Origin of the sequence: Enterobacter vonholyi (assembly GCF_040834095.1) — a bacterium.
Taxonomy (GTDB): domain Bacteria; phylum Pseudomonadota; class Gammaproteobacteria; order Enterobacterales; family Enterobacteriaceae; genus Enterobacter; species Enterobacter vonholyi.
This window is the reverse complement of record NZ_CP162152.1, coordinates 1094426-1117468: the sequence shown is the minus strand read 5'-3', so window position 1 is coordinate 1117468 and position 23043 is coordinate 1094426. Positions and strand designations below refer to the sequence as shown.

Here is a 23043-nt window from a genome sequence, read left to right as displayed (position 1 = left end):
AACCCATAAGCGGATATTAATTTACAGGGTTTTCGGAAAAAACTTACCCTGTATAATAAGATGCATATCAAATCTGAATAAGAAAAACCTTTTTGCCAACACCAGCCTAATGAGATGACCGCGCTGAGGCATAGTTCTTTTCATTACGTAAACAAGGATGCTTTCGCTCTTTCCAGGGAAATACTACGGTATAGGGATCTGCACATTATATCCTTCCGGCATTTCGAGAGTTTTACAAACTCTGCATAACGCTTTTAACAATCTGAGGCATTAAAAATGAAACCGGCATCCGTTATCATTATGGACGAACATCCTATCGTCAGAATGTCGATAGAAGTCCTGCTACAGAAAAATAAGAATATCACAGTCAAGCTCAAGTCTGGCGATAGCCATGAAGTTCTTGACTGTATCCGCAATCACCCTATCGATCTGGTGATCCTTGACATTGAACTCACGGGCACGGATGCTTTCGCTTTGCTTAAGAGAATCAGAAACTTAAACAAAGACATTAAGGTTCTGTTTCTCTCGTCTAAATCAGAGTTATTTTACGCGGGTCGCGCCATTCGCGCCGGGGCAAATGGCTTCGTCAGTAAGCGTAAAGATTTGGGTGAGATCTACAACGCCGTAGAAATGATCCTGATGGGCTATTCCTTTTTCCCGTCAGAAACGCTGAACTTTATAAACCATTTGGGTTCAGGGAAAGGGATGGCAGTAGATATGCCATTATCGAATCGCGAGGTCACGGTATTACGATATCTGGCGAATGGATTATCCAATAAGGAAATTGCTGAACAGCTACTATTAAGCAACAAAACCATTAGCGCGCATAAATCCAATATTTATTCCAAGCTGGGTGTGCAAAGCATCGTGGAATTAATTGATTACGCCAAAGCGCACGAACTGCTTTAACCTGAATTCACTCCCTGCAGCTTATCTGAGCTGCAGGGAGTGCGGTCAGTGCTAATTATAGTTAATCATAAAGGTGGCATCCGCATCGGCTCGTCCGGGCTGAGGGTTATCTGCGGTGGCAATATAATTGGCATAAAACGACAGTATCGCATTGCCCTGTGCATCAACCGAGACCGGCTGGCTGGCCTGCTGGAGAGCCAGGCGCGTTTTATCCGCATCCCTGATCTCTACCGCGACACGACTTGCAGTACTGGCGTCATTCAGCGCCAGCAGGCCGCTATTGCTCCCGTCGGCTTTACCCGAAAACGTGATGGACGCCGAGCCCGGCGGACAGCCGGTCAGCTTCAGCGTAAACGGCATGGGCTGCGTGCGGCTCCCGGTGGTGCTGAGCTGTTTGGTGGGCCAGGTCCCCAGCGTGACGGTCTTGTCGCTGTCGCTGCCTTCAGCGACGCAGGTAAAATCGACAATATTGCCGTAGAGCCGAATGTTGATCTCACCCAACGCGGTGTCCGCCTGGGCCTGTGTGCAAAGCGCAAAGAGCGCCACGGTGATTAAACGGATCCCGTTTCGCATATCGGCTCCTTAATCGTAATCCACGCGCAAATACCCGCGCGAGGTGAAGCGCCCTTCCGCAGGCTTATTGCCCGTCACGCTCACCGGCCAGACTCGGATCCCCACCTGCGCCTGCGCGCTGTCGTCAAGGCGGAACGGAATTTTACTTGTCAGGTTGTTAGGCGTCAGCGGCGCCCCGCTCTGATTAGCAATGATGAATCCCACATCCGGGTTATCCGACACCAGCACATTATCAGAGACTTTTTCCGCCTCGACGCGCATCGTCAGCATGGCGTTCGCCTCTACGTTGGTGCATTTAATGGCGATGGTTTTACTCTGCGATGAGACGCCCTCCGGTTTGTTACCTACGCCCGCCTTGCTGAACAGGGAGGCGCCAATGTCGCCGAAATCAAATTCCACCACGTTACCGGCATTAATGGCGCAGCTTTGCGGCACCTGAATGGTTCCGCTGTAGCTAATGGTATAGACCGGCGTGGTGAGCGGATCCGAGGAGGTGGTGGTGACGTAGACGCGGAACATGGTGGCGCGCGGGATAACGACCATGTTAATAAAACGCCGGGTCACCTTAAGGCGGAAGACAAGGCTGGAGTCCTGAACGCCAAACGGTTTGTTTTTGGAGACGTTAGGATGGCTCCCCATCTGGATATAGCTTTTAGGCGGATAAAACACGCCAGCATAGCTGTCCGTGATTTTCATGGCCCCGTCCAGATAGTCGTTCAGCTTCAGATACTGATAGCCATCGCTCGTTCCCGTTACCTGATAATCGGTCACATAGCTACGCTTGGTGGTATTCCCGACGGTGCCCTTCGGGCAGACGGCATTGACCCCTACCCACTGCGACTTCTCGCTGAGCGTCACGACCTGTCCGATCTGGTTATTCGAGCTGTTGAATTTATCCGTCAGATCGTAATGCACTTCCGTCGGCACGCCTTTTTCATTGACGCACACGGTCGCTAATGCGTTTGTCGCAGGCAGTAACGCCAGAAGCGACAAAGCAAAGATTTGAGTTTTAATCACAGCCGATCCCCTTAAGTGTGATTGCCTGTTGCAGGCTCTTTTCAGGCAAGCTATAAGGCGCGCGACACTGGGACTGCGCCCCGTCGCCCCACTGGATCAGCAGTTCGCCTTCCAGCGGCAGCCCGCTCAGGTAAATTTGCCCGTCATCCCCCACCATGCTGGTCACGCCGCTTCGGTTTTCGCGAACCACCGCGCCGAACGGCACCGGCTGGTTGCCGCGCATCACCGTCAGCAGGGCGCGCACGCCGATGCGGGTATCAAAGCTGGCGCGCACCAGCGCGCCTTTGGTCGGCACCACGCTGCTCACGTTGTTTTCGATATCGGTGTTGTTGCTCATGGTGTTGGTATCCAGCGCCACACGGTTGTAGCGGTAGACAGTGGCATACGGCATCACCGCGTAACCACGCCAGTCGGTTCTCACGCCGGTCTGGTTTTCCACGCTGACGCCAGATGCCCCCGGAGCTTTGATCAGCACGTTGGTGTCCCCCAACGGCTGGCTGAAGGTCACGCCATCGGCGTGGCCGACCACCCCGCCGGAGAGCTGCCAGTTGAGATCGTGCTGATCGTCGCTGTAGTTGTAGCCGACGCCCAATGTGCCGTAGGTCGCCTGCCAGTTGGCGCTGGCGCTTCCGCTTGAGCCGTTGGTGCTGGTGTGTCCCTGGGTCACGCTGTAGTTCAGGTTGCGGTCTTCCAGCAGCGTGCCGCTGACGCCGGTTTGCCAGCTAGTGTCGCCATCGCTGTTCCGGCTGGCGGATGCCGTAGCGTAGGCGCGGTCAATCGCGCTGTCCCGGCGATAGCCCTGACGGGTAAAGATACTGAACGGCACGGAGACGTTAAACGACGCGATGCGGTCGGTGCCGTCGATCCCGACGGATTTGTTCCACGACCACGAGACGGAGTAGTTGATCCCCTTCATGCCTCCCGCGTAGCCCAGCTGGTACCAGAGATTCGTCTCGTCTGTTCCCCAGTAGGTCTGCTCGCTACCGGAGATATAGACCGAGCCATAGTCCCCCAGCGACTGAGAAACGTTGAGCTGGAAGCGACCTTTTTTATTCCACGTCAGGTTGTGATAACTCTGCACGTCCGGCACATCGTTATCGTTCTTGCTATCGGCATACTGATAGCCCTCCATTGAGCGCCAGGCCACATCGTCAAGGGTGTAAAACCCTTTTGTGGAGTAGCGGTAGCCCAGCAGCTGGAAGTTGGTGCCGAAGCCGTTAAGGGATTTCGCGTAGAGGAAGCGCAGAGACTGCCCTTCATGCTTGCTGTCGTCCGCGAGCTGGCTGCGGGCGTGGGTGATATCGAGCGAGACCGCGCCCCAGTCGCCCAGGTTTTTTCCGGCCCCGACGGCCACCGCGGTATAGCGCGATGCCAGCTGAGTTCCGCCGTAGAGCGTGTAACCGTTGGCGAGACCGGTAATCAGGGTTCCCTGGGTGAAGAATGGCGTATCCTGATCGCTGTTACCGCTGCGGTAATCCCCCGCCACGAGGTCATACTTCCAGCGCCCTTCACGCTGCAGAAGCGGCACGGTGGAGTACGGCACGGTATAGCGCTGCTGGGTGCCGTCTTTCTCTTCGACCGTGACTTCCAGGTCACCGCTTGAGGAGGTGGGGTTAAGATCGGTGATGGCGAATGCGCCCGGCTGTACATAGCTTTGATAGATAACGTAGCCATTCTGTCGAACGACCACTTTGGCGGGCGTACGGGCGATCCCGCGCACGGTCGGCGCGTAGCCCTGCAGGCTGTCCGGGTACATGCTGTCAGACGAGAAAAGCCGCCCGCCGCGAAAACCCATGCTGTCGAAGACGTCATTCCCGGTATTGCTGTCGCCCAGCACCAGTTCACTTTTCAGCGGGATGACGGTGCGCTGCGCCCAGGTGCCAATATTCTGCCACTCGCTGTGCCGCTGCCCGTTATTCTCCGTGTACCGCCATGCGCCGTTGTTACGTAAACGCCAGGCGCCATAGTTCAATCCGCTTTGCAGGTTGAGGTAATAGCTGTCGTCTTCGCTTCCCCGGTTACCGGAGAAGCTGTAGTTCACCAGTGCGGCGGGGATACCTTCATCCCACTGTTCAGGCGGAATATAGCCCCGGGCGCTGTTTTGCAAAGCCACCTGCGGCAGGCTGACGTCCAGACGCTGCGAGGCAAAGTTGAATACCGTTTCGCTGCCGGTTATGGCCGTGGTCAGCGGAACGCAGGTCTCGCCCTGCACCTTAGCCAGCTCGGGAAACGCCGCGACGTTGACGCCAAAGCGATCGAGCATCGCGCGCGTAATGCACGCCGACAAACCGCCCGCCACCGGCGGCGTGTTCTCTGCCTGCTCAAAACGCACGTCCTGGGTACCGATAAACTCATCGTTACGCCAGATATCCACGCGATAAACGCCGGGTGCCTGCTGGTGTCCCTGTTCAAAACGCGACAAATCCGCCACGCTGGCGGTATCGTCGGACAAAAAGGCCGGGTTGAAATAACTTTCGCTCCAGCCAGCCTGCGGCCAGAGCGCAGCCATCAGCGCCAGCGCAACCGGGCAGTAACGTCCCTGGTGGTTTTTCATCGCCCTGACTCTGCTCACAGGTTGACGCTACGCGCCGGGGTGATGGCACCGTAGTCATTCACGCTCTGCCAGGAAAGCGTACCGCTGGCACCGGCTGGCAGCACCTGCTGAGACGAACTTTTCGGCGCAACCATCAGGTTGTCCAGCGTCTGCCCGCCCAGCTTCAGATTAACGAGCGTGATATAATACGGCGACGCGTTGCTGACTTTGAGATGGTTGCCCGTGCGCTCAAACCGCAGCTGGGAAAGCGCCTCTTCCGGCTGCATCGCCAGGTTGTTCGGGCGCACAAACAGCTTGATGCGTGAAAGGATAGCCAGCTGCAACACGTTATTGTTTTCCGTTTTCGCTTTGTTCACCGACGGGATCGCCTTCACGTTCATGTAAAAGAGCGATTCGCGATCGGCAGGCAGCGCCGGCCCGGCGTAAATAATACGCAGCGTGTTTTCGCTGTTCGGCTCGCTAACAAACAGGGGCGGAGTGACGGCAAACGTTTTTTCTTTTTGCCCGCTCGCATTTTCGATCCACGCGTTAATTAAATAACGTTCCTGTTTGTTGCTGTTGGTGATCGCCAGCGACGTTTGCTTCGCCTCTGCCGGATAAATAACGCGCGTGGCCCCCAGTGCAATACCGCCGGATGCATTTGCGCATGCAGAAACCATCATCAAAATAAACGATAAAAAAAGTCCTGGTTTAATTAGGGTATTCATCACAACCGTACCTTTAATAATGTGTTCGCAGGTGTTATGGATAAATCAACGTAAACCAGACATCCGACTGAATTTTGCCTGGCTCGAGATGTTCGGAAATAGCCCGATAGCGGGCGCTAAAATGGAACGCGAGCTCGCGGGTATCGACAGGCAGCCAGCTGACGGCCGTAGCGTTTGGGATTATCTGACGTTGCTGTTCGTCAAAGAGCGCCAGCCCGACGCCGCTGCTGACAGGTGTTTCACCCGGCCGCGATGTCGCCAGAAAGACCTGCGGATCCTCTGCGGGTGTGATGCCCTGAAACTGGATCCCCACGGTGCGCGAAACATCAACGCTGCAGTCCAGCAGCCGTACGGTGAAAGGCACATTCACCGTGGAAAAACTGCCCACACCGGAAAATGAATTGGTTCGGTACTGGCCCATGTCGATGCGCATATTCTGGCTGTCGGGCGCCACGGCGCAGCCGCCGTTCACCAGTTCACCTCTGAGATGAACCTTGCCGCCTTCGATCACCACGGTATGCGCCGATGCCGGGCAAGCCATCGCAAGGGTTAACAGCAGTAGTGTTCCAGTCCTTGTCATCCTTCGTTCCTGGCATTAGCGTATGACGGGCCTCGTCCCTGAGGCCTGAACATCCCTGTGCGGAGGAATTACTCGTATTTCATTACGAAGGTGGCGTCAGCGTTCGCCTGGCCTGGCTCAGTGGTGGCAGCCGTTGATTTGTAACGTGCGGTGAACTTCAGGGTGTTGGTCCCTTCGATCAGCGTCTGCGCAGCAGAGAAGGTCGCGCCGTCCGGGGTCAGAACGCTGGATTTGCTGTCGAGGATCTCGATACCCACGCCTTTCGCGGTGTTGTCGTTGTTACCGGAGGTGACGGCCAGCAGGGTTTTGTCGGTTGGGTCGATCTGACCGGTGAACGCAACGGCTGCAGTTTTGGCAACCAGCGGATCGCAATCGTTCAGTTCAATGTTGAATGGGATATTAGAGGTGGTGTCGCCCACTTTGGTGAATTTCGCGGTACGATACTGACCCAGATTAACGGTCTGCTCGGAAGAATCAGTATTTACTGAACAAGCAGCATTAACCAGCTCACCTTTAAAATGTACGGTACCGCCATTTACGGAAACCGGCGCAGCAGGATCCGCTGCATTTGCGGCACCCGCAACCAGGGCCAAAGTTGCAATAACAGTAGAAGCAATGTTGCTGAGTTTCATGTCTATTCCTTTAAAATGTAAATAACCCTTCCCGCGAATAATCGGGAATAAGAAATACGTTCAATTGATGAATTGAAAGCTTATTTCGGAGGAGACAAAGTAGCTCAGGACGCGGTTTTTAAATATGTCAAAACGCTGCCATTTCGCCAGGTCACATCCTAATCCCGCCTAAGAAATTGACCATCCCTTAAGAAGGGTTTTTGCGTCACGCTGATAAAAACGCGTAAAGGGTGACTGACAGCGACGCTCGCTTCTGACAAAATACACGCCATCCCCCCTTTCAAACGTTACAGACGGAATCTTCTCTCTGATGGCAGCAAAGATTATTGACGGTAAAACGATTGCGCAGCAGGTGCGCTCTGAGGTCGCGGAAAAAGTGAAGGCGCGTAAAGCTGCCGGAAAACGCGCCCCCGGGCTGGCCGTTGTGCTGGTTGGCAGCAACCCGGCATCGCAAATTTATGTCGGCAGCAAGCGCAAAGCGTGTGAAGAGGTGGGCTTCGTCTCCCGCTCTTACGATTTGCCGGAAACCACCAGCGAAGCAGAACTGCTGGAACTTATTGACACCCTGAACGCCGATAAAGAAATCGACGGTATTCTGGTTCAGCTGCCGCTACCCGCCGGTATCGACAACGTGAAGGTGCTGGAGCGTATCGCACCGGATAAAGACGTGGACGGTTTCCACCCGTACAACGTTGGCCGCCTGTGCCAGCGTGCGCCGCGTCTGCGCCCGTGCACGCCGCGCGGTATCGTGACGCTGCTTGAGCGTTATAATATCGACACCTACGGTCTGAATGCCGTGGTCATCGGCGCGTCCAACATCGTGGGCCGTCCGATGAGCATGGAGCTGCTGCTGGCCGGCTGCACCACCACCGTCACCCACCGCTTCACTAAAAACCTGCGCCACCACGTTGAGAACGCCGATCTGCTGATCGTTGCGGTCGGCAAGCCAGGCTTTATTCCTGGCGAGTGGATTAAAGAGGGTGCGATTGTCGTGGACGTCGGAATTAACCGTCTGGAAAACGGCAAAGTGGTCGGCGACGTGGTGTATGAAGATGCCGCCGCGCGCGCGTCTTACATTACCCCAGTACCGGGCGGCGTAGGCCCGATGACCGTAGCAACGCTGATTCAGAATACGCTGCAGGCGTGCGAAGAATATCACGACGTAGAGGACGCGTAAGATGGCGACTTTTTCATTAGGTAAACATCCGCACGTTGAGCTGTGCGACCTGCTCAAGCTGGAAGGCTGGAGCGAAAGCGGCGCACAGGCGAAAATCGTTATCGCCGACGGGCTGGTAAAAGTCGACGGCGTGGTAGAAACGCGCAAGCGCTGCAAGATTGTCGCGGGCCAGACCGTGAGCTTTGAAGGGCAAAGCGTAACCGTTACGGCCTGAGCCGTTTGATGCCCTCACCCTAACCCTCTCCCACTGGGAGAGGGGATATAAAATCCCCTCCCCCCCATCGCGGTTATTTATCGATCCACTTCAAATAATCACTATTTCATCTGTTGAAAAGTGAAAATTCAGTTGCGCGTTTTTCACTCTTTGCCCACGATAAGTAGAACGTTCTACTAAAACGTTCTACTTACAATAACAGCGCCAAAAAAAGCGCTACTCGGGGGAAATCAGCATGAGTCTGATATCAGGGTTTGTTAAATCGCTGTCTAAGTTATCGATGATTGGTCGCGCCTTAATGCTGCCAATTTCACTGCTTCCCGCTGCGGGCCTGCTGCTGGCCTTCGGCGATAAGTTCCATCTGCCGCTGATGATGAACGCGGGCGGGGTTATTTTTGATAACCTGCCGATGCTGTTTGCCATTGGCTCCGCCGTGGGTCTGGCGTCAGAATCCGGTATTGCGGCGCTGTCTGCGGCCGTTTCGGTGTTTGTCACGAATATCACCATCAGCACCGTGCTGAGCATCACGCCGGAAATGGCCTCCCAGGGCGGGAAATACGCCATGGTGGTCGGCATCCCAACGCTGCAGATGGGCGTCTTCGGCGGCCTGATCTGCGGTATCCTCGCGGCCTGGTGCTATAACCGCTTCCACACCATGCAGCTGCCGGAGTTCCTCGGCTTCTTCTCCGGCAAGCGCTTCGTGGCGATTGCAACGGCGTTCCTCTCGTTCCTGATGGGGCTGCTGCTGCCATACGTCTGGCAGCATATTCAGGCCGGTATCGACGCGCTCTCCGTGGTGGTGAACGGTGATAATCAGGCGGCGTCGACCTTTATCTTCGGTCTGGTGGAGCGCGCGCTGATCCCGCTCGGTCTGCACCATATCTGGTATCCGTCGTTCTGGTATTCGTTTGGGGATTACACCACCCAGGCAGGCCAGGTGATCCACGGCGACCAGACCATCTGGTTCAAGATGCTGGAAGAAGGGGTGAAATCCTTCAGCAGCGATACCTACCAGAACGCCGGTAAGTTCATGCAGGGTGAATTCCCGCTGATGCTGTTCGCGCTGCCTGCGGCATGCCTGGCGATGTATCACGAAGCCCATACGAAGAATAAAAAAATCGCGGCCGGTATTCTGTTCTCCGCGGCGCTGACCTGCTTCCTGACGGGGATCACCGAACCGGTTGAGTTTACCTTTATCTTCGTGGCGCCGATCCTGTACGTCTTTAATGCCATCATGGCGGGCCTGGCCTACATGACCATGTACCTGCTGCATGCGCATATCGCCAAGTCGTTCTCCGCGGGCTTTATCGACTATCTGTCATTCGGGATCCTGCCGTCCTTTAACGGCTACCAGACCCACTTCCTGAGCGCCATTATCATCGGCATTCCAATGGGCCTGATTTATTACTTCACGTTCCGCTTTGTGATCCGTCGTTTCGACGTGAAAACGCCGGGCCGCACTGAAGTGACCGCTAACGCGGATGAGAAATCGGATTCCGAACTCGCGACAGAGATCATCACCCTGCTGGGCGGTGCGCATAACATCGACTCCGTCGGCGCCTGTATCACCCGTCTTCGCCTGGAAGTGACAAAAAGCGAGGTGGTGGATAAAGACGGTCTGAACGGACTCGGCGCGCGCGGCGTGGTGTTTGTCGGCGACAACGGTATTCAGGTGATTTTCGGTGCCAGAGCACAGTTTATCGCCCAGACCATGTCCACCATGATCGGCAAATAATAAGATGCCTGAACGACACGTCTCCTGTACGCTGGGAGACGTGTTTTATCTGGCTGATAATCGGTAAATTTCAGGGAGCGGTTTTGAAGAAAGTCAGCATTATTGATGTCGCAAAGCACGCGGGCGTGTCGGTCTCAACCGTCTCGCTGGTGCTGCGCCAGAAAGGGAAAATCTCAGAGGCAACGATCGAGAAGGTCAACGCTGCCATCAATACGCTGGGCTATGTTCATAACGTTGCCGCTGCCAACCTCCGCGCCAATACGTCCAACCTGATTGGCCTGATCCTCCGTGACTTTAGCGACAGTTTCTCCATCAAGGTGATGGCGAGCATCGTTCAGGATCTCGAAAAACAGGGGTATATGGTTTTTCTCGGTCAGCCCCAGAACGACCATGACCATCTTGAGCGCTGCCTGCTGTCGTTTAAGCAGCAGGGCGTCGCCGGAGTTATCTATCTGGCCTCGGATACCCGCACGTCTACCCTGCCTGAACAGATTCGCCGCTGCCCGCTGCCGCTGGTGGTGGTCTCGCAGTCGCTGCTGGATGAAAAATGCAATCTGGTGATGCGCGATAACCGACAGGCGGCCAGTCTGGCGGTGCGTTATCTTATCGAGCGCGGTCATCGCAATATCGCCTACATTGGCGGACGCGAAGGCTGCCTTATCCGCGAACAGCGCCTGCTCGGTTTTCGCAGCGCGATGGCGCAAAACGGGCTGGTCTGGCGCGATGAATACTCTCCGGCCTGCAGCGATGACACGCTGGCCGCGGGTTTCGCCACCCGCCAGCTGCTGGAAAAAAACAACACCATCACCGCCCTGCTCTGCCACTCGCCGGATGCCATGATCGGCTCTATCTCCGGTATTCATCAGGTCGGGCGTACGGTGGGTAAAGATGTCTTTCTGACGCAGCAGGTCGCGCTGGTCGGTTTCGAAGATATGCTCCACGTTAACCTCACCTCACCCTCGTTTACCTACGTCTCGTCCGCCAGCGAAGAGACGGGGCGTCAGGCGGCCGGGCTGATTATCCGCACGCTGAAGGAGCCGACGCTGCAAACCCAGCGCATTACGCTTTCCGGACAGCTTATCGCTCGCAAGTCAGCGTAAATTCAGAATTTCGCACAGGTTTTTTAGCGCGGGATGACTGCTATATTTCCATGATTTGCCATGGATAATCACAATGCCTACCGTTATTACGCACGCCGCTGTTCCGCTTTGCCTGGGCTTAGGCCTGGGAACCAAAGTGATTCCTCCCCGCTTGCTGTTTGCCGGGATTATCCTCGCCATGCTTCCGGATGCCGACGTGCTGGCATTTAAGTTTGGCGTCGCGTACGGCAATGTTTTCGGCCACCGCGGCTTTACCCACTCCCTGCTTTTTGCCTTCGTGGTGCCGATACTTTGCGTACTGACTGGACGACGTTGGTTCAGGACCAGCCTGATGCGGTGCTGGCTGTTTTTAACCGTGTCACTGCTGTCGCACAGCCTGCTGGATTCGATTACCACGGGCGGGAAAGGCGTCGGCTGGCTGTGGCCGTGGTCTGATGAACGCTTCTTTGCGCCGTGGCAGGTGATTAAGGTGGCGCCGTTTGAGCTGTCGCGCTATACCACGCCGTACGGGCATGAGGTCATTATCTCGGAACTGCTGTGGGTGTGGCTGCCGGGGGTGGTGCTGATGGGAATGTTGTGGTGGAAAAGAAGGTAAAAAAAAGCCGGGTGGCGGCTGCGCCTTACCCGGCCTACTTTTGCCTGTAGGCCCGGCAAGCGTAAGCGCCACCGGGCGTTACAGACTTACTTACGGCGCCAGGTGGTGCCCTGCGGGCCATCTTCCAGAATGATGCCCATCTCGGTCAGACGGTTGCGCGCCGCATCTGCCGCCGCCCAGTCTTTTGCCTGACGCGCTTCCAGACGCGCTTTGATCAACGCTTCAATTTCCGCCACTTCACCATCGTCCGCCTGCGCACCGCTCTGCAGGAACGCGTCCGGATCCTGCTCCAGCAGGCCGAGCACGGAGGAGAGCTTACGCAGATGGGATGCCAGCGCATTCGCCGCGGCCATATCTTCTGACTTCAGGCGGTTTACTTCGCGCGCCATGTCGAACAGCACGGAGTACGCTTCCGGGGTGTTGAAGTCGTCGTTCATCACCTCAACAAAGCGGGCTTCGAACGCTTCGCCGCCAGCAGCAGGAACAGACCTGTCGGTACCGCGCAGCGCGGTATACAGACGCTCCAGCGCCGAGCGTGCCTGTTTCAGGTTCTCTTCGCTGTAGTTCAGCTGGCTGCGATAGTGGCCGGACATCAGGAAGTAGCGCACGGTTTCCGCGTCGTAGTACTTCAGCACGTCGCGCACGGTGAAGAAGTTACCCAGCGATTTAGACATCTTCTCGCGGTCAACCATTACCATCCCGGAGTGCATCCAGTAGTTAACGTACTCGCCGCCGTGGGCGCAGGTGGACTGCGCGATTTCATTTTCATGGTGCGGGAACATCAGATCCGAACCGCCGCCGTGAATGTCGAAGTGTTTGCCCAGCTGTTTGCAGTTCATCGCGGAACATTCGATGTGCCAGCCCGGACGGCCTTCGCCCCACGGTGATGGCCAGCTTGGCTCGCCCTCTTTGGACATTTTCCACAGCACGAAGTCCATCGGGTTACGCTTCACGTCAACCACGTCAACGCGGGCACCGGCCTGGAGCTGATCCAGATCCTGACGGGAAAGCGCACCGTAGGTGGGGTCCGTCGGCACGGAGAACATGACGTCGCCGTTGTCCGCAACGTAGGCATGACCGCGGGCGATCAGCTTTTCGGTGATCTCGATGATTTCGTGAATATGGTGGGTCGCGCGCGGCTCGCTGTCCGGACGCAGAATATTCAGGGCGTCGAAGTCTTTGTGCATCTCAGCGATCATGCGATCCACCAGCGCGACAAAGCTTTCGCCGTTTTCATTGGCGCGCTTGATGATCTTATCGTCGATGTCGGTGATGTTGCGCACGTATTTCAGGTTGTACCCCAGAAAACGCAGGTAGCGAGACACCACGTCGAAGGCGACAAAGGTACGGCCATGGCCAATGTGACAGAGATCGTAAACCGTAATACCACACACGTACATGCCAACTTCCCCGGCATGGATAGGTTTAAATTCCTCTTTTTGGCGCGTCATTGTATTAAAGATTTTTAACATCGAAGATTCCATGTAAACACGTGTGTGGTTGAAAACCGGCTATTCTACCCGTAATTCAAACCCGAAGCAGCACACAATGCAAGGTGATCGCATCCTGTGGTTATGCTATAACAAGCCCCTATAGATGACCCGAAGGCGGGTCGACGTACCACAATAACGGAACAGGATGCAAAAATGGTTACTTTCCACACTAATCATGGCGATATCGTAATCAAAACCTTTGATGACAAAGCGCCTGAAACAGTTAAAAACTTCCTGGACTACTGCCGCGAAGGTTTCTACAACAACACCATTTTCCACCGCGTGATCAACGGTTTTATGATCCAGGGCGGCGGTTTCGAACCTGGCATGAACCAGAAAGCCACTAAAGAGCCGATCAAGAACGAAGCGAACAACGGCCTGAAAAACACCCGCGGCACGCTGGCGATGGCGCGTACTCAAGCGCCTCACTCTGCTACCGCGCAGTTCTTCATTAACGTGGCTGACAACGACTTCCTGAACTTCTCCGGCGAAAGCCTGCAGGGTTGGGGCTACTGCGTATTCGCAGAAGTGGTTGAAGGTATGGACGTGGTTGACAAGATCAAAGCCGTCGCTACTGGCCGCAGCGGTATGCACCAGGACGTTCCTAAAGAAGACGTTGTGATTACAAGCGTGACCGTCAGCGAGTAATTGGTGGCGACACTCTTTATTGCAGATCTGCATCTGCAAACAGAAGAACCGGCGATTACCGCCGGTTTTCTGCGTTTTTTACGCGGTGAAGCGAAAAGCGCCGATGCGCTGTACATCCTGGGCGACCTGTTTGAAGCCTGGATTGGCGACGACGATCCTAACCCGCTACACCGTGAAATGGCAGCCGCCATTCACGCGCTGGTAGATTCCGGCGTCCCCTGCTACTTCATTCACGGCAATCGTGATTTCTTGATCGGCAAGCGCTACGCCCGCGAAAGCGGCATGACGCTGCTGCCGGAAGAACGGGTACTCAATCTCTATGGCCGCAAGGTCCTGATCATGCACGGCGACACGCTCTGCACCGACGATACCGGCTACCTGGCGTTTCGCGCCAAGGTCCACACCCCGTGGATCCAGAAGGTGTTCCTTGCCCTGCCGCTGTTTATCCGCAACCGTATCGCTGCCAGAATGCGTGCGGGCAGCAAAGCCGCCAACAGCAGCAAATCCATGACCATCATGGACGTGAATCCCCAGGCCGTGGTGAGCGTGATGGAAAAGCATGGCGTTCAGTGGTTGATACACGGTCATACCCATCGTCCAGACGTCCATTCCCTTATCGCCAACGGCGAACCGGCCCATCGCGTGGTGTTGGGTGCCTGGCACACCGAAGGCTCCATGGTCAAAGTCACGCCAGAGGGCGTCGAGCTGATCGCTTTCCATTTTTAATCCCCCTCAAAATTCATTCTATTTTTTTGAACAATATTGGCAAATTGTTTCGATTTTAATCAGTCCGTGGTCGGTCTACTATTTATCACATCAGGGCAAAACGCCCTATCCCAGACAAAATACTTAAGGAATACGACCATGAAATCCATCAAAACTTTCGTTGCAGTTGCTGCTCTTTCTCTGGCTTCTTTCGGTTCTTTCGCTCAAAGCGTGAGCGCAACTGCCTCTACCCTTGACCGCGCAGAAGCGAAAATCGCTGCACAGGCTGCTGAACAGGGTGCGTCTTACAAAATCACCAGCGCGAAGGTCGACAACCGCGTCTATATGACCGCAGAACTGACGAAATAATGATTGCCCATCGACGAAAACAGACCGCCAGAATGCGGTCTGTTTTGTTATGAATTGACGGCAACAACGGTTCAAGATTTAACCGCGCAACCGTTTTCCTTGCCCGTATAACATGCTATTCTCTGTGCCCTCGAAAGCAGTGTGTTTCGCACCACAGGAGTTTTAAGACGCATGTCTTCCCGCAATAATCCGGCGCGTGTCGCCATCGTGATGGGGTCCAAAAGCGACTGGGCTACCATGCAGTTCGCCGCCGAAATATTTGAAATCCTGAATGTTCCGCACCACGTTGAAGTGGTCTCCGCGCACCGTACGCCTGACAAACTGTTCAGCTTCGCAGAAAGCGCCGAAGAGAATGGTTATGAGGTGATCATTGCCGGCGCGGGCGGCGCAGCACATCTGCCGGGCATGATTGCCGCCAAAACCCTGGTACCGGTTCTGGGCGTCCCGGTACAAAGCGCCGCGTTAAGCGGTGTGGATAGCCTCTACTCCATCGTCCAGATGCCGCGCGGTATTCCTGTCGGCACGCTGGCTATTGGCAAAGCGGGTGCCGCCAATGCCGCCCTGCTGGCTGCGCAGATCCTGGCGACACACGATAAAGCGTTGCATCAGCGTCTGGCGGAGTGGCGTAAAGCCCAGACCGACGAAGTGCTGGACAATCCAGACCCGCGGGGTGCGGCATGAAGCAGGTTTGCGTCCTCGGTAACGGCCAGTTAGGCCGCATGCTGCGTCAGGCCGGTGAACCGCTGGGGATTGCCGTCTGGCCCGTCGGGCTGGACGCCGAGCCGGAAGCCGTCCCATTCCACCAGAGCGTGATCACCGCCGAGATCGAACGCTGGCCGGAGACCGCTCTGACCCGCGAGCTGGCGCGTCACAACGCTTTTGTTAACCGCGACGTGTTCCCAATCATTGCCGACCGTCTGACGCAAAAGCAGCTGTTCGACAAGCTCGGTTTGCCGACCGCACCGTGGCAGCTCCTGTCCGATAAAAGCGAGTGGAACGACGTCTTCGCCATGCTGGGCGAGCTGGCGATCGTGAAGCGCCGCGTGGGCGGCTACGACGGCCGCGGCCAGTGGCGCCTGCGCGCAAACGACACCGCCGAGCTGCCGGACGACTGCTACGGCGAATGCATTGTTGAGCAGGGCATTAACTTCAGCGGTGAAGTCTCGCTGGTTGGCGCGCGCGGGCACGACGGGCATACCGTCTTTTATCCGCTGACGCATAACCTGCACCAGGACGGCATTCTGCGCACCAGCGTCGCCTTCCCGCACGCCAATGCTGACCAGCAGGCGCAGGCGGAAGAGATGCTCTCTGCCATCATGCACGAGCTGGGCTACGTGGGCGTCATGGCGATGGAGTGTTTTGTGACGCCGTCTGGTCTGCTAATCAACGAGCTGGCACCGCGCGTGCACAACAGCGGCCACTGGACGCAAAATGGCGCGTCCATCAGCCAGTTCGAACTGCACCTGCGCGCCATCACCGACCTGCCGCTGCCGCAGCCGGTGGTCAATAGCCCGTCGGTGATGATCAACCTGATCGGCACCGATCTGAACTACGACTGGCTGAAGCTGCCGCTCGTGCATCTGCACTGGTATGACAAAGAGGTTCGCGCGGGTCGTAAGGTCGGTCACCTGAACCTGAACGACAGCGACACGGGCCGCCTGAGCGCCACGCTGGAAGCCATGATCCCGCTCCTGCCGCCGGAATACGCGAGCGGTATTGTCTGGGCACAGTCAAAGCTAAAATAGTTCTCCCTCCGCCGGGGAGTTGACCTTCCCCTTCCCCGGCGTAAAATCCCCGCCCATTGCTGCTGAGTTTTCTTCTGGAATAACCATGAACGATGGAACGGACTATCGCGCGATCCTCGCGTCTGATACCCCTTTAATCGACGTTCGCGCGCCGATCGAATTTGCCCAGGGTGCGATGCCCGCCGCCATTAACATGCCGTTGATGAATGACGACGAGCGCGCCGCCGTCGGCACCTGCTATAAACGCCAGGGCCCCGAGGCCGCGCTGGCGCTCGGCCATCGTCTGGTGAACGGCGACACGCGTGAAGCACGCATCAACGCCTGGCGGGAAGCCAGTCTTGCCCATCCTGAGGGTTTTCTCTGCTGCGCGCGCGGCGGCCAGCGCTCGCATATCTCGCAGGCCTGGCTGAAAGAGGCGGGTGTCGACTACCCGCTGATCCGCGGCGGCTATAAGGCCCTGCGCCAGACGGCGATTCAGGTGACCATTGAGCAGTCGCAAAAGCCGATGGTGCTTATTGGCGGCTGTACCGGGAACGGTAAAACCCTGCTGGTGAAGCAGCACGCGCAGGGTATCGATCTGGAAGGGCTGGCGCACCATCGCGGTTCGTCGTTTGGCCGCACGCTCACGCCGCAGCTTTCCCAGGCCAGCTTTGAAAACCACCTTGCGGCTGAGCTCCTGAAAAAAGACGCCGCACGCTGGGTGCTGGAAGACGAAGGCCGGATGATTGGCTCCAACCACCTGCCGGAGTGCCTGCGCGACCGCATGGTTGAAGCCCCTATCGTTGTTGTCGAAGACCCGTTTGAAGTCCGTCTTGAGCGCCTGCGCGAAGAGTATTTCGACCACATGTGGGCGGATTTTTCTGCGGCCTACGGTGAAGAAGCGGGATGGAAAGAATACAGCGAGTACCTGCATCACGGCCTGTTCGCCATTCGCCGCCGTCTGGGGCTGCAGCGGTATGCGGAATTCACCGCGCTGCTAGATTCCGCGCTGTTGGAACAGCAACGATCTGGCCGCACGGACGCGCACTTCAGCTGGCTTGCGCCGCTGCTGAACGACTATTACGACCCGATGTACGGCTATCAGCTGGAGAAAAAGGTGGAGAAGATTGTCTATCGCGGGACGTACGGCGAGGTCGCTGACTGGCTTAATCGCTGAAAAAAGCCGGGTGGTGGCTACGCCTCACCCGGCCTACACGTGCATTTGTAGCCCCGGTAAGCGCAGCGCCACCGGGGAACAGACGGCTTAGAAGTCGTAACGCAGACGCACCAGGTTCATGTCGCCCAGGTTGTCGGTGCTGGAAGTGAACACGTGTTCGTAATCCACGCGGAAACCGTAATCCAGCTGGAAGCTGATACCCACGCCGTTGTCGATGCGCTGGTAGTTACGGCCGTTCACGTACTCAATGCGATCACCCATGAAGTAAGGCTGGATGGATTTAACCGCGTACTGACCGACTGGGAATTTATAACCGGCGAAGTACTCAATACCCCACGCGTCGCCCGCAAAGTAATCGTTAACAGACACTTTTTTGGTGGTCAGGAAGTTCTGATACCAGCCGCCGCCTGCGGAGAAGGTCCAGTTGTCCGGGGTCCAGCTCAGCGCGGTACCGAGAATGTTCTGGTCGTAGGATTTGCTGTCGCCGTTGTCCGGGTTACGCATGTCGGCGCGGGTGTAGTTCCACGCGGCGCCCCAGGTCAGGTCGGTAGTCAGGTGGTAATCCAGGCCCAGCGAGCCGCCGCCTTTACGCTTGTAGCGCAGGCCGTTGCCCGGCAGGTATTCACTGTCTTCAAACAGGTAGGATGCATAAATGTCAGCATCGCCCACGGTTTTCTTATATTTCAGCATTTTACGTGAACGGTAAGAACCGTCGTAATCGCCTTTGATCCCGTTACCCGGCGCCTGACCAATCATGTCGTAGTCCCAGATATCGGTTTTCGCGCCCACCACATCATAGTAAACGCTGTTCTGTTGACCGAAGGTCAGCGTACCCCAGGTGTCGCTCTTGAGACCGGTGTAGAGCATACGACGCGTCGTGTCGTGATCGCTCTCGCTGTAGTGGTTATCCCAGTTGAACATTGCAGGGAAGTTCACGCCCAGCTCGTAGTAGCTTACCCAGCTGATATCATCAAACAGGTAGTAATCTGCAGCGAAACGGAAGCGGGTACCGCCGTCAAAACCGTTACGCTTGTAGCTGTTTTTACCGTCGTCGCCGGTCATGTTCTGGAACTGAGGACGAATGCTGCCGCCAACGGTGAAATTCAGGCGGCTCAGCGGGTTACCCGCCTGAGGATCCTGCTTAAGAACCGTGATTTCCGCCTGAGAAGCGAAGGTAGTCAATGCCACTGCCGCGCCGATCGTTGCCGCCAGCGCTGATTTTTTTATAGTCATTATTTTTCCCTTAATAGACACGCTGCTAAATATTTAGCGGGTGAATATTAACTGGAAATAATCGGGCCGTGTGGTCGGTTTTTTAATGTTTTGTGCTACTAAATGAGTGGGTATTATCACTTTGTGCCATTTTAATACTACGCGCCGGAATTAAAAACCGACGCGTAATTATCACAGTGATAAATCAACTGGCAAACTGACGGAACAGGGCTTTGCCCTTTAGCAGCCGCGTGCCGAGCCAGCCTCCGCAGAGGGAAAGCAGCCCCGCGCCGCACAGAGGCAGGATCAACCAAAGACGCCAGTCAGGCTCCCACGGGAAGTCGAAGACCTTTGTCTGCAGCACCGCCAGCGCCGTCTCTGCGCCAATGGCGGCCACCAGACCGGCCACCAGCCCCAGCAGCGCAAACTCGCTCCAGAGCGTCATTCGCAGCAGCCGCTTTCCGGCCCCCAGCGTACGGTAAACCACCAGCTCCTGATGGCGCTGGCGCATGCCCACCTGCACCTGGGCCAGCAGCAACAGCACGCCGCAGATCGTTACCAGCACCACCATGACCTCCAGCGCACGGCTCACCTGCTCCAGCACCTGCCCCACCTGTTTGAGGATCGCGCCGATATCCAGCAGGCTGACCGTCGGAAACTCCCGGTTGAGCTGGGTCAGCATGCCGTTGCCGTTTTCCCAGCGGAAGCTGGTCAGCCAGCTCTGCGGCTGCCCGTCCAGCGCCCCCGGCGGGAAGATAAAGAAGAAGTTGGGCCGCAGGCTTTCCCAGTCCACTTTACGCAGGCTGGTGACCTTCGCGGTAAAATCCTGGGTATCGCCGGTAAAGGTGACGCTGTCCCCCAGCTTCACGTTCAGGCGCGTCGCCAGCCCCTCCTCCATCGACACCTCCCCCGCTTTTGGCGGCCAGGTGCCGGCGGTTATCGGGTTGTGGTCAGGGCGTTTCTCCTGCCAGGTCAGGTTCAGCTCGCGGTTCAGCGACTCGTCCTTGTTCCCCTCCGTTGGCTGCCCGTTGATCTGCGTCAGACGCGCGCGAACGATGGGATAGAACGACTCGGGGATGATGTGATGCTCCGCCAGGAAGCCCTTCAGCGGTGTAACCTGCTCAGGGGCGATATTGATCAGGAAATAGTTCGGGCTTTCCGGCGGAAGCTGCTGCTGCCAGCGATCGAGCAGATCGCCGCGCAGCACCAGCAGCAGTGCCAGCAGCATAAACGACAGCGAGAACGCCGACAGCTGGCTGAGCGTAGACCAGGGCTGGTGCAGCAGACGGTTGATCGCCAGGCGCACGGGCAGGGATTTTACCGTCACCCTTTTCAGGAGGTTAAGCAGTATCCAGCCCAGCACGCCGCACAGCAGCGCCAGCACAACCGCCCCGGCCAGCACCGCCCACAGCAGCGTGCTGCCGCCCATCAGCCACGCCAGCAGCCCCACCGCCACCGCAATAATCATCGGTAGGTAGAACTTCAGCGGCCAGACGTTCGCCACCACATCGTTGCGAAGCACGCGCAGCGGCTGCGTGGCGAGCAGCAGGCGGTAAGGCCGGAGCCCCACCAGCACCGAGATCACCGTCATCGCGCTCAACGCCCACAGCCACGGCCAGAGGCTGGCCGGCGGCAATGCGGCCGGGAGCACCGGTTTTAGCATCACCATCAGCAGTTTTTCAAACAGCAGCCCCATTATTCCGCCGGTCAGCGCCGACAGGATCAGCAGCATCAGCCACTGGCCGACGATCAGCTTGCGCAGCTGCGCCCGGCCCGCCCCCAGGGTTTTGAGGATCGCCACCAGGTCGTAGCGGCTGCGGCAGTAGTGCCCCATCGCCACGGCCACCGCCGCCACCGCCAGCAGCAGGGTCAACAGGGCCGACAACAGCAGGAACTGCTGAGAGCGCTCCAGCGATTTACCGAGCGCCCCCTCGTCCTGCTCCAGCCCGAACCAACGGTGCTCTGGTTTGAGCTGCGGCAGTAGCCATTTTTCATACGCGGCAAGCTGGGCGGGCGTGCCGCCAAACTTATAGCGCCAGGTGACGCGGCTGCCCGGCTGTACCGCATGGGTGGCCGCGACATCAGCGGTGTTCATCAGCAGGCGCGGCGCAAGCTGGAACGGGTTAAACCCAGAGTCAGGCTCCTGCACCACTTCCCCGGCGATTTTCAGCGTGGCGTCGCCGACGTCGATACTGTCTCCAGGTTTCAGGTTCAGCAGCGCCATCAGACGCGATGCCAGCAGCACCGTACCGGGCGTCGGCTTTAATCCCGGCGGGCTGGTCTGTAAGTCACCGTACATCGGGTAGATATCATCGACGGCCTTGACGCTCGCCAGCTGCGGCGTGTCGCCCGCGAAGGTCATGGTCTGGAAGGTGATTTGTTCCCCCACCTTCAGCCCTTCTTTGCGCGCTGCTTCAATCCAGCCCGACGGCACGGGGCGGGAGCTTTCCAGCGCCCTGTCTCCCGCCATAAACTCCCGGCTCTGCTGGCTGAGCCCTTTTTCCATGCGGTCACTGACGCTGCCGAGCGCCAGCACGCAGGCCACCGCCAGGCTGAGCGCCAGCCAGACAATCAGCAGCGAGGGCGAGCGCCACTCGCGCCAGAACCAGCGGGTAATCATGCTTCCTCCTGCAGAACGCCGTTCACCAGCCGCAGGCGACGGTCGCAGCGCGCCGCGAGCTGCGGATCGTGGGTCACGAGGATAAGCGTAGTGCCGTGCTCGCGGTTGAGCGAAAACAGCAGGTCGGCAATCCGGTCCCCGGTTTTACGGTCAAGGTTGCCGGTAGGCTCATCGGCAAAGAGCACCTCAGGGCGGCCGTTAAACGCGCGGGCCAGCGCCACGCGCTGCTGTTCACCGCCGGAAAGCTGGGCGGGAAGATGGTCGAGACGTTTACCCAGACCGAGCTGTTCCAGCAGCGCCTTCGCGTGAGCGCGACTTTCACGGCTATTTTCACCGCGCAGCAGCGCCGGGAGCTCGACGTTTTCCAGCGCGTTCAGGGTCGGGATCAGCATAAAGGACTGAAAGACAAAACCAACGTGACGCGCGCGCAGCGCGGCCCGCGCCTCTTCATCGAGCTGATGCAACGGCTGCCCGACAAGGTGGACCTCGCCGCTGCTGCCGTCGTCCAGACCGGCTAAAATCGCCAGCAGCGTGGACTTGCCGGAACCGGATTCGCCAATCAGCGCGATGGTTTCAGCGCGTTTGACAACGAGTTCAACTCCGGTAAGGATGGAAAGCTCGTGCTCCCCCTGACCGACGGACTTCTTAAGATGATGAACTTCAACACTGTTTTCCGCTGGCATTTGCCCTTCCTGTTTTTGATTCTGATGACCTTCCGCGCGGCGGCAGCGGACACGTTACTGGTTCTCGGCGACAGCCTGAGCGCAGGCTATCGCATGGCGGCCAGCGCGGCCTGGCCCGCCCTGCTCAATGACAAATGGCAGAGCAAAACGTCTGTAATCAACGCCAGCATCAGCGGCGATACCTCGCAGCAGGGTTTATCGCGCCTGCCTGCGCTGCTCAAACAGCATAAGCCGCGCTGGGTGCTGGTTGAGCTTGGCGGTAATGATGGATTGCGCGGTTTCCAGCCTCAGCAAACCGAGCAAACGCTGCGTACCATTTTGCAGGACATCAAGGCGGCAAACGCCCAGCCGCTGCTGATGCAAATTCGCCTGCCCGCCAACTACGGTCGTCGGTATAATGAGGCCTTTAGCGCGATCTACCCTAAGCTTGCCAAAGAGTTTGATATTCCGCTGCTGCCATTTTTCATGGAAGAGGTCTATCTCAAACCCCAGTGGATGCAAGACGACGGGATCCACCCCAATCGCGATGCGCAGCCGTTTATTGCCGACTGGATGGCAACGCGGCTGGCTCCTTTAGTTAAACATGACTCCTGATTAAGCGGAGATCCTGACAGGTAAA

At 57.2% G+C, this 23043-nt stretch carries 23 protein-coding genes; 13 read left to right on the top strand and 10 right to left on the bottom strand.

The window, feature by feature from the left end; genetic code table 11:
* The first annotated feature begins 276 nt into the window (after positions 1-276).
* Positions 277-909, top strand: coding sequence for a fimbria biosynthesis transcriptional regulator FimZ (fimZ, locus tag AB3N39_RS05240; protein ID WP_008499339.1), 633 nt, complete (start codon positions 277-279; stop codon positions 907-909).
* A gap of 51 nt (positions 910-960) precedes the next feature.
* Here fimZ and sfmF read toward each other — a convergent pair whose 3' ends face one another.
* The 6 genes from sfmF to fimA all read right to left on the bottom strand — a co-directional run bounded on the left by sfmF (position 961) and on the right by fimA (position 6972).
* Positions 961-1482 carry a fimbria assembly protein gene (sfmF, locus tag AB3N39_RS05235; RefSeq protein WP_115874402.1) on the bottom strand — a complete coding sequence of 174 codons (522 nt, stop codon included), beginning with the start codon at positions 1480-1482 and terminating at the stop codon, positions 961-963.
* Between the two features lie 9 nt (positions 1483-1491).
* Positions 1492-2499, bottom strand: a complete 1008-nt coding sequence (gene fimH, locus AB3N39_RS05230; protein ID WP_115874401.1) for a type 1 fimbria D-mannose specific adhesin FimH — start codon at positions 2497-2499, stop codon at positions 1492-1494.
* On the bottom strand, positions 2492-5053 hold the full coding sequence (locus AB3N39_RS05225; RefSeq protein ID WP_133293924.1) for a fimbrial biogenesis usher protein: 2562 nt from the start codon (positions 5051-5053) through the stop codon (positions 2492-2494). The genes fimH and AB3N39_RS05225 overlap by 8 nt, the downstream gene beginning before the upstream one ends.
* A gap of 14 nt (positions 5054-5067) precedes the next feature.
* Positions 5068-5760, bottom strand: a complete 693-nt coding sequence (fimC, locus tag AB3N39_RS05220) for a type 1 fimbria chaperone FimC (protein ID WP_127729854.1) — start codon at positions 5758-5760, stop codon at positions 5068-5070.
* 34 nt (positions 5761-5794) lie between these two features.
* On the bottom strand, positions 5795-6340 hold the full coding sequence (fimI, locus tag AB3N39_RS05215; RefSeq protein ID WP_127729852.1) for a type 1 fimbrial protein subunit FimI: 546 nt from the start codon (positions 6338-6340) through the stop codon (positions 5795-5797).
* A 68-nt stretch (positions 6341-6408) separates the two neighbouring features.
* Positions 6409-6972, bottom strand: a complete 564-nt coding sequence (fimA, locus tag AB3N39_RS05210; RefSeq protein ID WP_023310641.1) for a type 1 fimbrial major subunit FimA — start codon at positions 6970-6972, stop codon at positions 6409-6411.
* Between the two features lie 310 nt (positions 6973-7282).
* Here fimA and folD point away from each other — a divergent pair, with 310 nt between their 5' ends.
* The 5 genes from folD to AB3N39_RS05185 all read left to right on the top strand — a co-directional run bounded on the left by folD (position 7283) and on the right by AB3N39_RS05185 (position 11793).
* Positions 7283-8149 (top strand): bifunctional methylenetetrahydrofolate dehydrogenase/methenyltetrahydrofolate cyclohydrolase FolD, encoded by an 867-nt coding sequence (gene folD / locus AB3N39_RS05205; protein WP_008499332.1) that lies wholly within the window; start codon positions 7283-7285, stop codon positions 8147-8149.
* A gap of 1 nt (position 8150) precedes the next feature.
* Positions 8151-8363, top strand: coding sequence for a ribosome-associated protein YbcJ (ybcJ, locus tag AB3N39_RS05200; RefSeq protein WP_023334767.1), 213 nt, complete (start codon positions 8151-8153; stop codon positions 8361-8363).
* Between the two features lie 235 nt (positions 8364-8598).
* Positions 8599-10098 carry a PTS transporter subunit EIIC gene (locus tag AB3N39_RS05195; protein WP_024906880.1) on the top strand — a complete coding sequence of 500 codons (1500 nt, stop codon included), beginning with the start codon at positions 8599-8601 and terminating at the stop codon, positions 10096-10098.
* 83 nt (positions 10099-10181) lie between these two features.
* Complete coding sequence (malI, locus tag AB3N39_RS05190) at positions 10182-11198, top strand: Mal regulon transcriptional regulator MalI (RefSeq protein WP_367897111.1); 1017 nt, start codon at positions 10182-10184, stop codon at positions 11196-11198.
* Positions 11199-11271: 73 nt separating this feature from the next.
* Complete coding sequence (locus AB3N39_RS05185) at positions 11272-11793, top strand: metal-dependent hydrolase (RefSeq protein ID WP_367897110.1); 522 nt, start codon at positions 11272-11274, stop codon at positions 11791-11793.
* An 86-nt stretch (positions 11794-11879) separates the two neighbouring features.
* On the opposite strand, the gene cysS is transcribed toward AB3N39_RS05185, so the two are convergent.
* Positions 11880-13265, bottom strand: a complete 1386-nt coding sequence (cysS, locus tag AB3N39_RS05180; RefSeq protein WP_248172751.1) for a cysteine--tRNA ligase — start codon at positions 13263-13265, stop codon at positions 11880-11882.
* Between the two features lie 174 nt (positions 13266-13439).
* Here cysS and ppiB point away from each other — a divergent pair, with 174 nt between their 5' ends.
* The 6 genes from ppiB to mnmH all read left to right on the top strand — a co-directional run bounded on the left by ppiB (position 13440) and on the right by mnmH (position 17909).
* Positions 13440-13934 (top strand): peptidylprolyl isomerase B, encoded by a 495-nt coding sequence (ppiB, locus tag AB3N39_RS05175; RefSeq protein WP_127729840.1) that lies wholly within the window; start codon positions 13440-13442, stop codon positions 13932-13934.
* Positions 13935-13937: 3 nt separating this feature from the next.
* Positions 13938-14660 (top strand): UDP-2,3-diacylglucosamine diphosphatase, encoded by a 723-nt coding sequence (gene lpxH, locus AB3N39_RS05170; RefSeq protein WP_367897109.1) that lies wholly within the window; start codon positions 13938-13940, stop codon positions 14658-14660.
* 138 nt (positions 14661-14798) lie between these two features.
* A complete protein-coding gene (locus AB3N39_RS05165) occupies positions 14799-15008 on the top strand; it encodes a YdgH/BhsA/McbA-like domain containing protein (RefSeq protein WP_111963370.1) in 210 nt (69 codons plus the stop codon).
* Between the two features lie 171 nt (positions 15009-15179).
* Positions 15180-15689 (top strand): 5-(carboxyamino)imidazole ribonucleotide mutase, encoded by a 510-nt coding sequence (purE, locus tag AB3N39_RS05160; protein WP_014882834.1) that lies wholly within the window; start codon positions 15180-15182, stop codon positions 15687-15689.
* The gene (gene purK, locus AB3N39_RS05155) at positions 15686-16753 is read left to right on the top strand and encodes a 5-(carboxyamino)imidazole ribonucleotide synthase (RefSeq protein WP_115874393.1); all 1068 of its coding nucleotides are present in this window, start codon (positions 15686-15688) and stop codon (positions 16751-16753) included. Before purE ends, purK begins: the two co-directional genes overlap by 4 nt.
* Positions 16754-16838: 85 nt before the next feature.
* Complete coding sequence (gene mnmH, locus AB3N39_RS05150; RefSeq protein WP_367897108.1) at positions 16839-17909, top strand: tRNA 2-selenouridine(34) synthase MnmH; 1071 nt, start codon at positions 16839-16841, stop codon at positions 17907-17909.
* 87 nt (positions 17910-17996) lie between these two features.
* On the opposite strand, the gene AB3N39_RS05145 is transcribed toward mnmH, so the two are convergent.
* From AB3N39_RS05145 to ybbA, 3 genes are all read right to left on the bottom strand, one after another.
* The gene (locus tag AB3N39_RS05145; protein ID WP_367897107.1) at positions 17997-19142 is read right to left on the bottom strand and encodes a porin; all 1146 of its coding nucleotides are present in this window, start codon (positions 19140-19142) and stop codon (positions 17997-17999) included.
* A 184-nt stretch (positions 19143-19326) separates the two neighbouring features.
* Positions 19327-21741: a putative ABC transporter permease subunit YbbP gene (ybbP, locus tag AB3N39_RS05140; RefSeq protein ID WP_136195302.1), complete on the bottom strand. Its 2415-nt coding sequence runs from the start codon at positions 21739-21741 to the stop codon at positions 19327-19329.
* On the bottom strand, positions 21738-22424 hold the full coding sequence (gene ybbA, locus AB3N39_RS05135; protein ID WP_008499319.1) for a putative ABC transporter ATP-binding protein YbbA: 687 nt from the start codon (positions 22422-22424) through the stop codon (positions 21738-21740). The genes ybbP and ybbA overlap by 4 nt, the downstream gene beginning before the upstream one ends.
* Between ybbA and tesA the strand changes: the two genes are divergently transcribed.
* Positions 22395-23018 (top strand): multifunctional acyl-CoA thioesterase I/protease I/lysophospholipase L1, encoded by a 624-nt coding sequence (gene tesA / locus AB3N39_RS05130; RefSeq protein WP_115874389.1) that lies wholly within the window; start codon positions 22395-22397, stop codon positions 23016-23018. The two genes, ybbA and tesA, sit on opposite strands and share 30 nt — an antisense overlap.
* Positions 23019-23043 lie beyond the last annotated feature (25 nt).

Coding starts and splice junctions, on each gene's coding strand:
- fimC (WP_127729854.1), bottom strand. CDS start 5,760: ATGAATACCCTAATTAAACCAGGACTTTTTTTATCGTTTATTTTGATG.
- fimZ (WP_008499339.1), top strand. CDS start 277: ATGAAACCGGCATCCGTTATCATTATGGACGAACATCCTATCGTCAGA.
- folD (WP_008499332.1), top strand. CDS start 7,283: ATGGCAGCAAAGATTATTGACGGTAAAACGATTGCGCAGCAGGTGCGC.
- AB3N39_RS05195 (WP_024906880.1), top strand. CDS start 8,599: ATGAGTCTGATATCAGGGTTTGTTAAATCGCTGTCTAAGTTATCGATG.
- fimI (WP_127729852.1), bottom strand. CDS start 6,340: ATGACAAGGACTGGAACACTACTGCTGTTAACCCTTGCGATGGCTTGC.
- ybcJ (WP_023334767.1), top strand. CDS start 8,151: ATGGCGACTTTTTCATTAGGTAAACATCCGCACGTTGAGCTGTGCGAC.
- AB3N39_RS05145 (WP_367897107.1), bottom strand. CDS start 19,142: ATGACTATAAAAAAATCAGCGCTGGCGGCAACGATCGGCGCGGCAGTG.
- AB3N39_RS05225 (WP_133293924.1), bottom strand. CDS start 5,053: ATGAAAAACCACCAGGGACGTTACTGCCCGGTTGCGCTGGCGCTGATG.
- mnmH (WP_367897108.1), top strand. CDS start 16,839: ATGAACGATGGAACGGACTATCGCGCGATCCTCGCGTCTGATACCCCT.
- tesA (WP_115874389.1), top strand. CDS start 22,395: ATGAACTTCAACACTGTTTTCCGCTGGCATTTGCCCTTCCTGTTTTTG.
- cysS (WP_248172751.1), bottom strand. CDS start 13,265: ATGTTAAAAATCTTTAATACAATGACGCGCCAAAAAGAGGAATTTAAA.
- purE (WP_014882834.1), top strand. CDS start 15,180: ATGTCTTCCCGCAATAATCCGGCGCGTGTCGCCATCGTGATGGGGTCC.
- purK (WP_115874393.1), top strand. CDS start 15,686: ATGAAGCAGGTTTGCGTCCTCGGTAACGGCCAGTTAGGCCGCATGCTG.
- AB3N39_RS05185 (WP_367897110.1), top strand. CDS start 11,272: ATGCCTACCGTTATTACGCACGCCGCTGTTCCGCTTTGCCTGGGCTTA.
- ybbP (WP_136195302.1), bottom strand. CDS start 21,741: ATGATTACCCGCTGGTTCTGGCGCGAGTGGCGCTCGCCCTCGCTGCTG.
- sfmF (WP_115874402.1), bottom strand. CDS start 1,482: ATGCGAAACGGGATCCGTTTAATCACCGTGGCGCTCTTTGCGCTTTGC.
- ybbA (WP_008499319.1), bottom strand. CDS start 22,424: ATGCCAGCGGAAAACAGTGTTGAAGTTCATCATCTTAAGAAGTCCGTC.
- ppiB (WP_127729840.1), top strand. CDS start 13,440: ATGGTTACTTTCCACACTAATCATGGCGATATCGTAATCAAAACCTTT.
- fimA (WP_023310641.1), bottom strand. CDS start 6,972: ATGAAACTCAGCAACATTGCTTCTACTGTTATTGCAACTTTGGCCCTG.
- AB3N39_RS05165 (WP_111963370.1), top strand. CDS start 14,799: ATGAAATCCATCAAAACTTTCGTTGCAGTTGCTGCTCTTTCTCTGGCT.